This window comes from Hyphomonas sp. (genome assembly GCF_018402285.1).
Taxonomy (GTDB): domain Bacteria; phylum Pseudomonadota; class Alphaproteobacteria; order Caulobacterales; family Hyphomonadaceae; genus Hyphomonas.
The window spans coordinates 784588-799608 of the sequence record NZ_JAGYJH010000003.1 but is presented as its reverse complement, the minus strand read 5'-3'; the positions used below and the strand labels follow the sequence as shown (position 1 = coordinate 799608).

7 protein-coding genes are annotated in these 15021 nt (G+C 64.6%); 2 read left to right on the top strand and 5 right to left on the bottom strand.

Going from position 1 to position 15021, the window contains the following annotated elements:
• Positions 1-85: 85 nt before the first annotated feature.
• Positions 86-3367, bottom strand: coding sequence for a TonB-dependent receptor (locus KG722_RS06495; RefSeq protein WP_213270878.1), 3282 nt, complete (start codon positions 3365-3367; stop codon positions 86-88).
• 262 nt (positions 3368-3629) lie between these two features.
• On the opposite strand from KG722_RS06495, the gene KG722_RS06490 reads away from it, so the two are divergent.
• Positions 3630-5207: a glycosyltransferase family 39 protein gene (locus KG722_RS06490; RefSeq protein WP_213270877.1), complete on the top strand. Its 1578-nt coding sequence runs from the start codon at positions 3630-3632 to the stop codon at positions 5205-5207.
• A 9-nt stretch (positions 5208-5216) separates the two neighbouring features.
• On the opposite strand, the gene msrA is transcribed toward KG722_RS06490, so the two are convergent.
• The 4 genes from msrA to KG722_RS06470 form a co-directional block, all read right to left on the bottom strand.
• Positions 5217-5864 (bottom strand): peptide-methionine (S)-S-oxide reductase MsrA, encoded by a 648-nt coding sequence (gene msrA / locus KG722_RS06485; protein ID WP_213270876.1) that lies wholly within the window; start codon positions 5862-5864, stop codon positions 5217-5219.
• A gap of 152 nt (positions 5865-6016) precedes the next feature.
• Complete coding sequence (gene pbpC / locus KG722_RS06480; protein WP_300998273.1) at positions 6017-8095, bottom strand: penicillin-binding protein 1C; 2079 nt, start codon at positions 8093-8095, stop codon at positions 6017-6019.
• A gap of 19 nt (positions 8096-8114) precedes the next feature.
• Entirely contained in the window at positions 8115-13112 is a 4998-nt protein-coding gene (locus tag KG722_RS06475) for an alpha-2-macroglobulin (protein ID WP_213270875.1), read from the bottom strand.
• A gap of 86 nt (positions 13113-13198) precedes the next feature.
• Positions 13199-14062 (bottom strand): SDR family oxidoreductase, encoded by an 864-nt coding sequence (locus tag KG722_RS06470; protein WP_213270874.1) that lies wholly within the window; start codon positions 14060-14062, stop codon positions 13199-13201.
• A gap of 63 nt (positions 14063-14125) precedes the next feature.
• Here KG722_RS06470 and KG722_RS06465 point away from each other — a divergent pair, with 63 nt between their 5' ends.
• Positions 14126-14788, top strand: coding sequence for a hypothetical protein (locus KG722_RS06465; RefSeq protein ID WP_213270873.1), 663 nt, complete (start codon positions 14126-14128; stop codon positions 14786-14788).
• Positions 14789-15021 lie beyond the last annotated feature (233 nt).

Below are 15021 nucleotides of genomic sequence, written 5' to 3'. Positions count from 1 at the left end.
GGGCCTTGCCACAGCTTGGGTCAAACGAAAAGGGCGGCCCCGAAAGGCCGCCCCCTCATATAGTGAGTAGCAAGCGGAATACCGCTTAGAACTCGTAGCGGATGCCAACGCGGACTTTCCAGGCGGAAGCAGCGTTGTTCTCGAAGGCCGTCGGCCGGCCATCGAAGTCGTTGTAGCGGTAGACGCACGAGCCAGAGGTGGCGCAGGCCGTGCGGGCCGCGTCCCCTGTGAGAGCTGTTGCGCCGGCAACACCATTGGCCGTCAGGTCCGCGCGGGTGATCAGGTCCGCGTCGATGATGGGCACCTGACCGTTGGACGGTGTGCTGAACATGGTGCCCCACTCGTCGTTCAGCAGGTTGCCGAGGTTTTCAACGTCGAAGACAAGCTTGAAGCGGTTTTCACCGACAACGTTCTTCGCGCCCCAGATGCCCGGGAGATCCTGCTGGAGACGGAAGTCGAAGCGCTGGTTCCACTTGGACTGGTCGCCGTTGACTTCGAAGATCTCGCCCTGCTTCAGATTGTTCTTCTTCACATACTCGCCGAAGGCGGCCTGATCGAAGTTTGCCCCGAAGACCACATTGTCGTCGCCGAAGAGATTTGGAACATAGAGCGGGCTGTTGTCGAACGGGTTTTCACCGTTGCCTGCGCGGCCGAACAGCGAGTTGGTGTTGTCGACGTCGTAGGTGTAGGTGAAGCGGCCGCCCGAAGTGAACTGACCGAAGAGGTCAAAGCGGGTTGCCAGATCGCCGATGAAGGCGCGCTCATAACCGAGGCCGATCTTGAAGGCATCGGAGATTTCATAGAGCGAGGTGCGCGGGCCGGGGAAGTTCCGGTCGGCCGCCACCTGACCGCGCCATGCGGAGATGCCGCGCGAGGAAGATCCCTCGGTCAGGGCTTCAACATCCTGGTGAGCATAGGAGAGGAAGACATCGAGACCGTTCTCGTAGGCTTTCTCGAGCGACACGGTGTAAACCATGCTCTCGTCGCCCGACGCATTGGTCAGCACCGTGCGGTTGGACAGACCCAGCGCCTGAAGGTCGGCGTAGATCGGACGGCCGTCCGGAGCCACGCCGGGGGTCAGGCCACCGTTGGTCTGGGCGTATTCCTGCCAGAGGAAGGCGTCCTTGGAACGGGTGTGCAGGACCTGGAGCGAAGCGCGGTAGTCAGAACCAAGATCGACGCCGCCGAAGTTCAGGTCGAACGACTGGTCAAGGCGCAGCGAGGCTTTCCAGTCGGACGGAAGCTTGAAGTCCGGGTCAAGCGCGTCGATGGCGCCGGCCGAACCGTTGGCAACCGCGTCGAGCAGCGACTGGGGGATAATCCCCGGATTGACGCCGGTCAGGTTGCTGCCCTGGGCAACAACGACCAGAGGCGCTGCCGTGTTGAGGGTCCAAACGCCCGGATCACCGCCCGAGAAGAGGCCGACGCCGCCCGAGATCGTGGTGCGATCAAGCGGGGTGTAGCGGAAGCCGACACGCGGCATGATGATGTCGAGACCATCTGTGTTGGTCGTGTTCGGAATGCCGACCTGGGTCTGGAAGGTCGGGTCGAGGGCTGCGCCGCTGTCGGTGGTGATGTACTCGTAACGCAGGCCGCCGGAGAGTTCGAGTTCCGGCAGGACGTTCCAGCGGGTCTGCGCGAATGCGGTCCAGCGGGAATAGTCATACTCGGTGATATAGTCTTCGGTGTTGTTCGAGCCCGCATTGCGATACTGAACGTTGGCGATACCGTCGATCAGGTTCTGTGCGCCGGTGAAGACAAACTGGCCGCGCGAGAACTGCGAGAACGCGTTGGCCGCCTCCAGGGTCTCGTACTCACCGCCGAAGGTGAAGATCATGTCGTTCCAGACATAATCGGCCTGGCCGAACAGGGTCAGACGCTCATCGGCGTAGGTGTTCGTATGACGGAACCGGTCACAGCCGCCCGTGAACGTGCGGACAGAGTTGGGGTTGGAGATGTTCAGGAGCCCTGCAAGCGGCGTCCCGGCCGTGTTGTTGACCGACAGGCGCATGCTGATTTCACCGACGCCGTCGCCGGCGCGGCAATTCTGGAGACGCTCGTTCTCGGTGTAGGACGCGCGCAGGCGGGTCGAGAGGTTCGGCGTCCAGTCAGAGAAGAGCTGGGCCGTGTAGCTGTCGAGCGTGTTCGGGACGTCATACCAGGCAGACTGGAAACCGGTCGTCGAGGTCGCGCCGGACACACCGGTTTCTTCGGTGTTCTGGTACTGGATCTGGAGACGGTGATCGGCGTTGATGTCCCAGTCGATACGGGCGAAGAGGCGCTCGGTTTCTTCCGGCAGGGCGACCTGCAGCGGACGCCCGCCCATGTCGATGCCGTAGGTGTCCAGAACGAGCTGGTTGAGCGCGGTGTAGAAGGCTTCCGAATAGCCAGCCGAGGCGGCCGCTGCGGAGATGTCGACCTGCTGAGCGGTTTCGAACTTGTCATAGGACAGCGAGAAGAAGAGCTTGTCCTTGATGATCGGACCACGCAGCGTTGCGCCGTATTCTTTCTCTTCAAAGATACCCGGATTGTAGGAGCGCTCGCCGCCGAACACGTCGGTGCCCAGATAGTCCTGATCGCGGTAGTAGTAGAAGGCCGACCCGTCGATTTCGTTCGAGCCGCCTTTGGTGACGACGTTCACGAGGCCGCCGGTGAAGCTTGATGCGGTGACGGTGTAATCAGACGCCACCAGCGACACGGCCTCGACGATGTCGAGGTTGATCGGCGAGCGTCTGGTCGGGAAGGTGTTGGTGCCAAGGCCGAGATTGTCCGCCTGACGGGCGCCGTCGATGGTGACAGCATTGAAGCGCGGGTTGACACCGGCAACCGAGAGGTTGTTCGGGCCGCTGGAAACAGCCAGCGGGTCGCGGTTGAGCGTCGCAATGATGTCGCGGGCGAGCGAGGGCTGGTTGGCCACATCGCGGGCGCTGTAGTTGGAGCCGACCCCGTTGTTCAGGTCGAGGGCGCTGATGGCCGCGCCGGTCACGACGACCGTGTCGAGCACAGCCGTGTCGTCGCCGATGGCGGCAAGGCGCAGGCGCAGCGGGGGCTGGGTGCCGGGGCTGAGGTTGAGGCCTTCAACGGCCGCGCCTTCAAAGCCAGGCGCGCTGACAGTGATCGAGTAAGGACCGCCCGGGCGAAGGCCGGTCTGGAAGAAGCCACCATTGGAAGAGGTGGACATCACGCTGGCAGAGCCGGTCGGCTCGTGCAGGATGGTAACCGTGGCGCCTGCAACTGCCGCGCCGTTTAGATCCACAATCGAGCCGCGAAGCTCGGACGCAGTCTCCTGGGCATAGACCGCTGCAACCGGTGCAAGCGCCGCAATGGCTGCGATCGATGCGCTGCGCGCAAAGAAATTCTTGATCATTTGGACTTCCCCGAATTTCGACCATCACCACAGCCCCCTCGCGAGACCGGGTTTGGCGAGGCCTTAACCCCGCTGAGTGACAGATTAGTGACAAGCGTTTGAAGGTTCAGCATCGCATTTCGGCTCGCGCACGGTTTTTTGGGTGCGATGCAAAAATGACACGCTGTTCATGCCCGAAACGCCTCCTCAGATTGCATCTGCCCCTGTATCTGCACCCGCTTAGCGGCCATAAGACCCGATCAAGGCCTCCTGGAGCCAAGCCATGACCGAACCGACCGCGCCCGGTCGCCCGCAGACGTTCGAACGCCTGACCCTGGCGGTGCTAGGCGTGCTGCTGATTCTCAGAATCATGGCGGTCACCTCCACGCCCCTGGAGCTCTATGCCGACGAAGCCCAATACTGGCGCTGGGGCCAGACGCTGGAATGGGGCTACTATTCCAAGCCGCCGATGATTGCCTGGGTCATCCACCTGACAACCAGCCTGTTTGGAACAGACGAATGGTCCATCCGTCTTGCTGCCCCGCTCCTGCATACGGCCGCGGCCGCTTTCCTCTTCCTGACCGGACGGGCGATACTGGACGCGCGGGCGGGTTTCTTCGCCGCCCTGCTCTATGCGCTCATGCCATCGGTCGTCCTGTCTTCCAGCGTCCTGTCGACGGACGGCGTGCTGATGCCCTTCTGGTGCGCATCACTCTACCTGCTCTGGCGACTGAGACAGGCAGAGGGCCATTGGCTCTCGGCAGCCCTTCTCGGCGCGGCGATCGGGATCGGCATGCTGTCGAAATATGCCATGAGCTATTTCCTGATCGGCGCCGCGCTGGCCTGCGTGATCGATGCGCCGACGCGCCGGGCGCTGATTGCGCCGCGCGGCGCTCTTGCCGGCCTGATTGCGGGCGCAATCATCGCGCCCCACCTTGCCTGGAACGCCGCGAACGATTTTGCCACCGTCAGCCACACGGTCGACAATGCCAATCTCGGCGGGGACCTGTTCAACCCCGAAAACGGCCTGCGCTGGTTTGCCGATCAGCTTGGCATGTTCGGCCCGATCAGCTTCCTGGCGCTGCTGACAGGGCTCTACCTTTACCGGAAAGGGACTTCAGAAACGGCAAGTCCCGAGCGCTGGCTGCTCTGCTTCGTCCTGCCGGTGCTGATCTTCATCCTTGGACAGTCAATCCTGTCTCGGGCGCATGCCAACTGGACGGCAACCGCCTATCCCGGCGCAGCGCTGCTCCTGGCCCTGTGGTTCAGCCGGGGCAAGGCCGCCGCCTTGTGGGCAAGCCTCGGTCTCAATCTGCTTGTGGCCGGTCTGTTCATGGCGGTGACGTTGTTGCCGCAAGCGGCAACGACGGGCCTGGGCCTCGACAATTCGGCAAAGCGGACACGCGGATGGGAAGCTTCTGCCAGCCAGGTCTTCGCCGAGGCCGAGCGTCTCGGGGCGAGCGCGGTTCTGGTTGACGAACGGGAAGCCTGGCACGGGCTGGACTATTACGCGCGCGGCCGCAGCCTGCCGCTGATTTCCTGGCGCCGCTACCCGGGACCGAAGAGCTTTTCCGAAACAGTGCCGCTGGAGGGCGCGTTGGCCGAGCGCGTTCTGGTCGTATCGCTGCACGCGGGCCTGCGCCCTTTGATGCGGAGTGATTTTGCGTTTTTTGAACCGGCGGGCCAGGTGCGCATCGATCTCGGGCAGCGGGGCAATGGCTGCCCGATCACCCGGGTGTTTCAGCTTTATATCGCCGAAGGCTACAGCCCGCCTGAACGCACACAGGAATGGGAAAACCAGTTCATCGGAGAACGGGAATTTGCCGAGCCACCCTGTCCGACCGCCGCTTTTGGCGGTTAACGCAAGGGATCAGAGCGCCGGGCCTTCATTGCCCCAGATTTCCGCAACCCGCTGATCACGCCCGCAGGCTACGCGCTGACCAGCATATTTCGAGGCGTTCTTGAGGTAATAGTCCTGATACTGGTCTTCGGCAGGCCAGAAGGTTGTCAGCGGGCGGATCTCGGTGACGACATCCTTGCCAAGGGCGCGCTGGGCGCCGGAAACGACAGAGACCGCGGCATTGCGCTCGCTTTGGCCGGACACGAAAATGGCGCTGCGATAGGTCTCGCCCCGGTCACAGAACTGGCCGTCCTGATCGGTCGGGTCGATGCTGCGGATGAACTTTTCCGCCAGCTCGTTATAGGACACCTGCGACGGGTCATAAGTCACCTTTACGGCGCTGTAATGGCCAGTGCGGCCAGATATGACCTGTTTGTATCTGGGATGATCGACCGTGCCGCCGGTATAGCCCGGCACCGTTTCGATAACGCCGCCGATGCTGTCGAGATCAGCCTCGACGCATGCAAAGCAGCCACCTGCAAACACGGCGGTCGCAACGCGGATCGGAGCGTCCTGAGCGCGGCGGTCTTCGCCGCCGGCGTCTGACATGAACGCAACGCTCGCCGCGGCAAGCCCGGCGGTTATGGCGACGAGAACAGCTGGACGATTGATAAGCACGCTCTGGATCTTAACTCTTTGTGATGCCGGCACCCGAAGGGGCACTTATACGCGGCAAATGCGAAGTAGTTGCTACAGGCGGCACAAAAAAGGCATCAAATGCGTCAGATCGCATTTTCTCGCGCGCCTGTGACCCTTTGCACACAAATTGGTCAGGCGGGGTCCTCAGTCAGCACGCGGACGCGCACACGGCTGGTCCGGCCGGCGCCGTCCACGGCGGTGACCAGATAGAAGCCTGGCCGGTCCGGACGCCAGACCGGCGCGCCGGCGTCATCCACCGGCGCAGGCTCCCCGTCAATATACCAGTCGAGCGCGCCCGAACCGCGCCCGGCGAGGACAAAGGCGCGCGGCGCACGGCCATCGACCGTGCCTGCCCAGAGTTCAGCCCCTTGGGGCGGAAACAGGATCTGGGGCGGGCGGTCGGATGAAAACGCTCGCAGGGCGCCCCTGGCAGGGGTTAACGGGGCGGCGCTGAGGCGCAGCTCGCTGTCGCCATCATCCCGGAGGTGATGGGCGGCGCGGTCTGCCATTTCAAAGAGGATGGGCAAGGCGATGTCGCGCCCGGTGACACCGGTGCGCGGGGCCCCGTCTGCCCGGCCGACCCAGACAATGATGGCATGCTGACCGGAAACCGCCGCCGCCCAGGCATCCCGGTAGCCATAGGATGTGCCGGTCTTGAAGGCGATCTGGGGCGCGTCGCGCGTCAGGCTGCCCGGCATCCGGCCTGCGGGAGAAGGCGACCCCTGAAGTATGCGGAGGATCTCGCCAGCACTTGCCTGCCCCATGAGGCGGCGACCGGGGTCAGTCCGGCTGGCGGCTTCTTCCTCGGCCCGCCAGACAAGTGGCTTAGCGACACCGCCATCGCCGAGCGCCGCGTAGAGGATGGCGAGTTCCCTGCCCGTCAGGCCTGCGCCACCAAGGGCAATTGCGAGCCCCGCGGTCTGGCCGGTGGCGCCCGATACACGGGGCCGCGCGCCGGCAATCGCCAGCTGGGCAGAAAACCGCTCGGCCCCGATCCGGTCAAGCATCAGCACCGCCGGGACGTTGAGGGAATGCTGAAGGGCGTCCGACACCCGGACATCCCCGTGGAACATACGGTCGAAATTCTCCGGCTGATATCCGGAAAACCGGCTCGGCAGATCCTGAATACGGGTATCGGGCGAGGCCGTGCCGTCATCAAAGGCCAGGGCATAGATGAAGGGCTTGAGCGTGGAGCCAGGTGATCTTGGCCGGTCAGTGAGGTCAAGCCAGCCCCCTGCCCGCTCGCGCGTGGCAGAGCCGACAAGGGCCCGCACAGCGCGCGTGGGTATGTGCACCACGATGACGGACACCTGGACATCAGCGCCCTCCAGCTCTGCCCGCGTCAGCGCAATCCGCTCAAGTTCCGCCTGCAGGGCCGCGTCGAGGGTCGAGCGGACATCTTCGCGCCGGCCGTTGGCGAGCACCGCGTCAGCGCCATGCCAGGCGCGGTCTGGAAAATCCAGCCGCCGGACAGGCACCGAGATGGCGGTGATCTCCAGGACATCATCCCCTGAGAAAACGCCGTACCGGGCAAGCTTTTCTGCCACCCAGTCGCGCGCACGCGCCGCATAATCCGGGCGCCGGTCTGGCCGGCGCACTTCGGGAGACTGCGGCAAGGCGATGAGCAAGGCGATTTCATCGGTCGACAGCCGGTCTGCCTCATGGCCGAAATAGCTCCAGCTGGCCGCGCGCACGCCCTCCAGATTGCCGCCATAAGGGGTGAGGGAAAGGTAAAGCTCCAGGATCTCGCGCTTGGAGAGGCGGCGCTCGATCTGGTTCGCCCGCCAGATCTCGATCAGTTTTGACCCGGGATTGCGCGGGCGCGGCTCCAGCATCCGTGCCGTCTGCATGGTAAGTGTCGAGCCGCCCGAGACAATCTCGCCCGCCGCCACGCTGTCAAATGCCGCCCGGAAGAGACCAAGCCAGTCCGTACCGTGATGATCCCAGAAGCGCTTGTCCTCGACCCGCACCAGCGCGTCCACGAAACCCGGGTCGATCTGATCGAGATCGACATCAAACCGCCAGCGGCCATCGGGTGTCGGAAACGCCCGCAACGGCTTGCCCGCCCGGTCGGTCACCAGAACGGAAACGCCCCCCGCGCGCTCCAGCGGCGGGGGGAAGATCACGTCAATCAGGAGAACGGCCGCAATCAGCGCGGCCAGTCCCGCAAGGAGGCGTTTCGGCACGGACTGGCCCAAAGACTGGCCCAAAGACTGGCCTCCCCCTGTCTCAGCGTCCGCCTGCAGCGCCCTGCGCGGCGAGCACGGTCACACGGCCGGGCGCCGAACGGGCGAAGACTTCAGGGCGGTACATGTCCTCGGCAACAACACCGGGGATCGCAAAGCTGCCCGGCGTGACGGCGCGGACAACATAGGCAAGCCTGACCGGGTTTTCGGTCACGTCGATGGCAGCAACGAACCGGTCATCCTGAGACTGAGCGCTCTGCGGGCGGGCGATCTCGCCAAGGAAACCGAACGCGCCGGCGCGGACCTGATCCTCGCCGGTGCGCCAGTCATACTCCACCAGCCGCCCGTCCGCCGGGCGCAGGACCGCTTCGATCTCGAAGCCCGCAGGCAGGAGGTCTGCCACGATCACCGGATTTACACGGAGCTCTTCCGGCGTAATCGTCAGGGCGACGACAATGCGATCGCCCTGACGGATCTGGTCGAGCTTCACCTGCGCGCCGTCCATGGCAAAGAAGCGTTTCTCCACACCGAGCTTGGACGAGACGGCCGGAGGCGGCGACGACGGCGCGCCCGTCACCAGCACGGTGCGGAAGATCGGCGTGTTTCCGCCAAGGCGGAAGCTTGCCCCGCTCCTCGCCTGGGCCTCGCTCAGGCTGTACTGGCGCTCATTGTCACTGCCGTTGCCCAGGCCTTCGACCTCCACCTGAACGGCGGTCTCGCCTTTTGTCAGGCTGTTGACGGCGAGCAGCAGGTAAGCCTTCTCCTGCGTCGTAAGGCTGGGCGCATCGGGCACATCCTTGCCGAGACGCTCGCCCAGACGGGCAACCACTTCAGGAAGCTGAGCCTCTGCGGCGAGGCCGACGATGGCCGCCAGATCGCGCAGCGGCGTCTGGTAATAGTCGCCGGTGTTGCGGTAGCCGAGCGCCTGCTCTGCCGACTTGAACGCTGAGGACGCGCGGGCCCGGTCACCGAGATAGGCAAGGCCAGCCCCGATATGGGCGCGGGCCAGCGGGCTCTCGATGCTGCTGAGCTCCCGGTCATGCAGGTAGCGCAGGCGGGAGATGTCCGCCTCCCCTGCCTTGGCCAGCACATAAAGCGCGTAGGCCGAAGACCGGTACATCATCTGCTGGACGGTATCGCTGCTGTAGCGGCTTTCATAGACATCGGTGTCGTAGCCATAGATCCGCCAGCTGTCGCCGGTGGCGACATTGCGGAGGGCGCCATAGGCCCGGCTGAGGGCTTCATCGGGTACGGCATAACCGGCTTCCTTGGCGCGGAAGATGAAGTCCGTTGCATAGGCGCCCAGCCAGGGCGTGGCATAGCCATCTCCCTCGCGCCACAGACCAAAGGCGCCATCCGCCCCCTGACGGTTGAGAACGGTGTTCACCGCGGTCTGGACCTTGTCGCGCGGATTGTCCCGCGATTCCCTGGCACCCATCGAGACGAGCTGCTCAGAATAGAGGAGCGGCACGGCGCGGCTCGTGATCTGCTCGGTGCATCCATAGGGATAGCGGTCGAGCGAGGCATAGAGCGTCGGCGCGTCGATGGGCAGCGGCGAGAAACCGACCGAGACTTCCGTCGAACCGGGAACATAGCCCGCCAGCAATGCCTGGCTGACTAAGAAGGTCTCGCCGGGCCGCATCAGCTGGCTCGTCGCCCGGGTTTCGGGAAGGTAGGGCGAGCGTGTCTGGATGTCGTAGCTTCTGTCAGCCCTGTAGTTTTCAGGTCCGGTGACATTCAGGCTGAGGCTGGAAACGCCCTCGCCCTTCGCCGACACGCGCACGGGGATATCCGCACGCTGACCTTTCTGGAGGGTGCGCGTGAGGGAGGCCTCTGCCACGCTCAGCTGGCCCGTACCGACGACTGTCGCGCTGAACTGGCCACTGGCGAGCTCGACGTTATCGACGCTGGCGGTAATGACGGCTTCGTCACCCGGCGCCAGGAAGCGCGGCATGACGAGATCGGACGGCGCCTTGTCGCGCACCGTCATCTTCTTCTCCGCAGAGCCAACACCGGTCTTCGACCAGGCGACCGCCATGATCCGCAGCTGGCCGTTGAATTCGGGAATGTCGAAACGCACCTGCGCTTTGCCGGCGCGGCCTACCTCCACTAGGCCCGAATAAAGGACAACCGATTTGACCGGGACGACCGACAGGCCTTCCCCGCCAAGCTGGTCGCCGCCCGAGCGCACTTCGGCAGGCATGCCGAGATTGGGATCGAGCAGGCGGCCATAATCGTCATAAAGTTCGACGCCGAGCGCCTTGCGGCCGAAATAATGGGCGACCGGATCGGGCGATTTGAACTTGGTCAGCTGGAGGATGCCTTCATCCACAGCCGCCACCGTCAGGAAGACCGGCTCACGCGGACCACCGGCAATGTTGACCTCTATCATCTGCTCGCCGCGCGGGCGGGCCAGCTCGGGCGAATTGATCGTCAGCCCGAACGTGCGGGCGGACATATCGACGGGCACATGAGCGATGCCTACGGCGCGGCGGGGTTTGGCCCGCAGGATGGGATCGCGGCCGGAATAGACGTTGACCATCACATAGGCGCCCTCGCCCCACTCTTCCGTGACCGGAAGCGTAATCCGGGTGCCCGACGCGCTGACCGGAATGTTCTGGACTGACAGGACCCGGTCTGTTGCCACGACGACCTGGGCCTGGCCATCATAGGGCGGCAGGATTGTCAGCTCGGCATTCTGGCCGGCCCTGGGCGTTTTCTCCCCGGCGACGACTTTTACCCGGTCGGGCGCCTCGGTGCCATCGGCGCTCTCCCAGCCGCCCCAGCCCACATAGAAACCGGTTGAGGCGCCGACAGACGCATTGGCGCCCTGGCCCTCGACCACCAGTTCATGACTGCCCCAGTCGAGCCCGGGCACCTTGATCTCGGCAGTGCCGCCAGCCGGCGTGGTGACCACGCCTTCATTGACCTTGGTGACCGAACGCGAGCGGCGCCAGTTCCAGGTGTCGCCTTCACGGTACCAGTCATAATGATAGTCGACCTGCAGCACTTTCCAGCTGAGGCGCTGGGCAGAGCCCTGCCCGTCGGCATTGACGGCGACGACTTCAAAGGTCGCGTCTCCGCCCTCCTGAACCGAGCTGTCAAAGCCGGGCTTGAGACCGACATAGAGGTTCTCGGGGCGGTATGGCACGCGAACGCTTTCGGCGACAGCGCGGCCGCCAGGCTCGAGCACGCTGACAACCGTGTTGAGGCGCAGCGGAATACCTGAATTGGACCCGGCCGTGCCAGGCGAGAGGCGCACCGCTGCCTTGCCGGCACCGTCCGTTGTCACATCATCGAATTCGAGAATCTGCTGTTCGAAGCTCTGGTCGTGGCGGCCATAGATAAAGCCCTCAAACGCCTTGAAGGGTCTGGGATCAGGCTCCATCCGCGCTTCGGTCTTGACCGTCAGGCCAGCGCCGGGCGCGCCATAGAGGAAGCGGGCAGCAATATCGACCGTGCGCGTCGCGCCGGCTTTCATCGGGGCGTCCTGGTCTGCAGTAACGTCCACCGCGATGCGCTGGGGCACGAAATCCTCCACCGCAAAGCGCATCTCTCCGGCCGGCGCGGCCAGGCCATCGATTTCGATGCTGGCGCGCCATTCGCCGCGCGAGGCGCCGCGTGGCAGCGCAAAGCTTTGGGTCACCGCGCCGGATTTGGGGTCGGTGAACCGCGTCTTGGACGCGACCAGCCCGTTGGGGCGATAGATCACGAGCTGGCCATTGCGCCCGGTAACCTGTCGGCCTGCCCGGTCGCGCAGCATTGCGGTCAGCTCGACCGTTTCGCCGGGGCGATAGATGCCCCGATCAGAATAGACATAGGCGTCCACCGGTCCGGGCGTGCGGCGGCCACCGACAGTATATTCGGAGAGGTCGACCGGCGAGCGGTTGAGATCGAGCGCGGCGAGTTCGCCTTTGGCATTGGTGGCCACAACGAGGCGCGGCGCCATTGAGCCCTTGCCGCTGAGGAGCGGCTTGTCGAAGGAGATGCGACCGGCCGAATCCGGCCTGGTCTCGGCAAGAACGGTGTTGTTGGCCGCCAGCAGCTGAACCGTGGCATCGCTGACTGTCTTGCCATCTTTCAGGGAGCGGAGGGTCACGTCGAGCCCCTGCTCTCCGGAATAGGCGGTGAGGGCAAGGTCGGTGAGCAGGATCCAGCGTCCGGAAGAGGCCGGCGGGCCTTCGGCGTCACCAATTTTTGCAGCGTCTTCGACATGTACGAAATAGGCGCCGGGCTTCATCGGGCCGACGACATCCTGCAGCGGGAAGACCGTGATGACGGCCGCGTTCTGGGCGTTGGCGACATCCATGGTGCCGGTGAAGATTTCCTCGCCGACATCTTCGGGCGAATCCTCCCCCCACAGCCAGGACCATTGGCCCTGTGCGCGGGTCTGGCCTTCGCTGACATTCTTGAACACGATGGCGCGGTCGTTGACGCGGGTGACGGTGACTTTCACCTGATCGACATTGACCGTCTCCACGGGGAGACCGTCTGCATTCTCACGCGGGAGGATGACGCCTGTCCCCTTGAAACCGACGAAGGGCGGGCGGTCTGCAAAATCGATCGGAACGGTTTCCCCGCGCCTGAGCGTACGCCCGTCAGCGGCGGGCAGGCCGGCGAGAAGGGTGGCGGTGCGGCTGGTGCCAAAGGCGAGGCCGCCCACGCACAGCTCGCGGCCTTCAACCGTCAGTGCGGCGCGGAAGGAAGGGCGGAATTCGACATAGGGGGAATAGTCGGTCTGGGGATCGAGGGCGGCAGAAAATACAAAGCAGGCAAGGGGTTGTTCGGTGGATGTGTCGATGCGGTAGCGGAAATAGGAGAAGTCCTGTTCTTCGCCTTCGCGGGCCTTGCGGCGGGCTTCCTCACGCTTGCGGGCGGCGACCTGGTCTGCCGGGGAGCGTTCGACGAGGACGTTGGCATCGGCGTCCTGCTCTGCCGTCGTGCCGGTCTGCGAGCCGCCACAGGCGGCGAGACCTGCCAAAACCAGTGTAAAAACAACAGCCTTCAGCCCACCCAGCGGGCCACTTACCTGCAATGCCATGATTGTCGTCCTCCGATTTCCCCATTTCACCTTACACCTGATAAGGTCGGCGCCAACAGGGCGCGAATGAGGCTAAGTGACGAAAGTCATGGAAATATTCTGCCCGATCCGGCGGCGAGGATGGCGGCAAGGCCGTCGCGGTAGGTGGGATGGGCGGGGCGCCAGCCAAGGGCGGCCTTGGCCCGCGCATTGGTCACGCGCTTGCATTCGGCATAGAAGCTGGCCGCCATGGGGGAGAGGTCGGCCGCATCGAACGGAACCTCCGGTGGCGGATCAATCCCGAGCAGCCCGGCAGCATGGGTGATGACGTCCTGAGGCGGGGCGGGCAGATCATCGCAGAGATGCAGAACGCCTGTGACTTCAGGGCGCTGCATCAGCGCCTCAAGGCCCGAAGCAATGTCATCGACATGCACGCGGGAGAAGACCTGGCCCTCCTTGACGATCCGCCGGGCCGTGCCCTCGCGCAGACGGTCGAAGGCAGACCTGCCAGGTCCGTAGATCCCCGGCAGGCGGACAAGGCGGGCCCTGCCCCCGGTTTTGGCCAGCCATTGTCCCTCGGCTTTGACGCGCGCCGCGGCCCGCGCAGAGCCCGGATTGACGGGGCTCCACTCGGCCACCCAGGCGCCATTCAGGTCCCCGTAGACGCCCGTTGTGGACAAATAGGTGACACTTTCGGCCAGTTGCGGACAGGCCTGGACACTCTGCGCCGCCGGGCAACCGTCCTTTCCCGGCGGCAGGGTGACCAGCCAGTGAGCCCCGTCCGGCACCTCGAGCGGCCCCTCCCCGGCCCAGACCCGGGCATCGATGCCGCGCGATCTGAGACCGGCCGCCCTGGCCTCGCTGCGAACCGTGCCGGCAACCTGCCAGCCAGATGCCATGAGGCGGCTGGCCAACTGCTGGGCAGAGTAGCCAAGCCCGAAAACAAACAGCAGAGATGGCTGAACTGTCATTTGCAAAGGGTGCTCCGGTTGCGCCTAAGAGCACGGATGTAGAGGCTTTGGAGTGTCCTGCCCATGTCGCTGATTGCCATGGCCGCCGGTGCGGCGCTTTTCCTGCAGCAGAGCGCAGGCACGCAGCTAGCCGCCGCCGAGGCCGAGGCCGCCAGGCTGGAGGCCTGTGTCGAGAAGATCGAGACCGCGCCGGAAGAAGCCTATGAGGATGGCCTTGCCTGGAGCTTTGCGGGCAACCGCCCCGGCGCGCGCCAGTGTACGGCCCTCGCCCTGATCGCGCTCGGCAATGTCGAAGAAGGCGCCGTGCGGCTGGAGAACCTCTCGATGTCGAGCGATGGCGGCACGCTGGAGCAGCGCGCGGTCTATCTTTCGCAGGCGGGCAATGCCTGGCTGCAGATCGGCGCGGCGGAAGCGGCGGCCGTTTCCTTTTCCGAAGCGCTGCGCCTTGCGCCGGGCGAGAACGACCTGCTGCTCGACCGGGCGAGCGCCTACATGGTGATCGACAAATGGGACGAGGCAATGGCTGACCTCAATGCCGTGATCGCCAATTCTCCCGGCGACGCCATTGCCTATCAGATGCGCGCAGAGATCCATCTCAACAAGGACGCGCTCGACCTCGCGATGAGGGATGTTGAAACCTCCATGGCCGCCGATCCGAGGAATATCGACACGCTGCTCGTGCGCGGGCGCGTGCGCGAGGCAATGCGGATCAAGGCGGGGAACTGATAATTCCGGAACATAAAGCCCGACAGGGGCAAGCCTTCCGGTTTGCCGGGGATTGGCAGCCGGCGGCGGAAAGCGCCGCGTGCCTGGCAGCGTTCAGGAAGGGGCAAGAGGTTTGCCACGCCCTCCGCCTCTGCTGCCGGGAGGTGGGATGGCCCCTCGCCGCCTGCCAGGTGACAGAAGCGATGCGCCCAGGATGCCCCGGGGGCCATCCGGGCGGACTTAACTGGCAATAT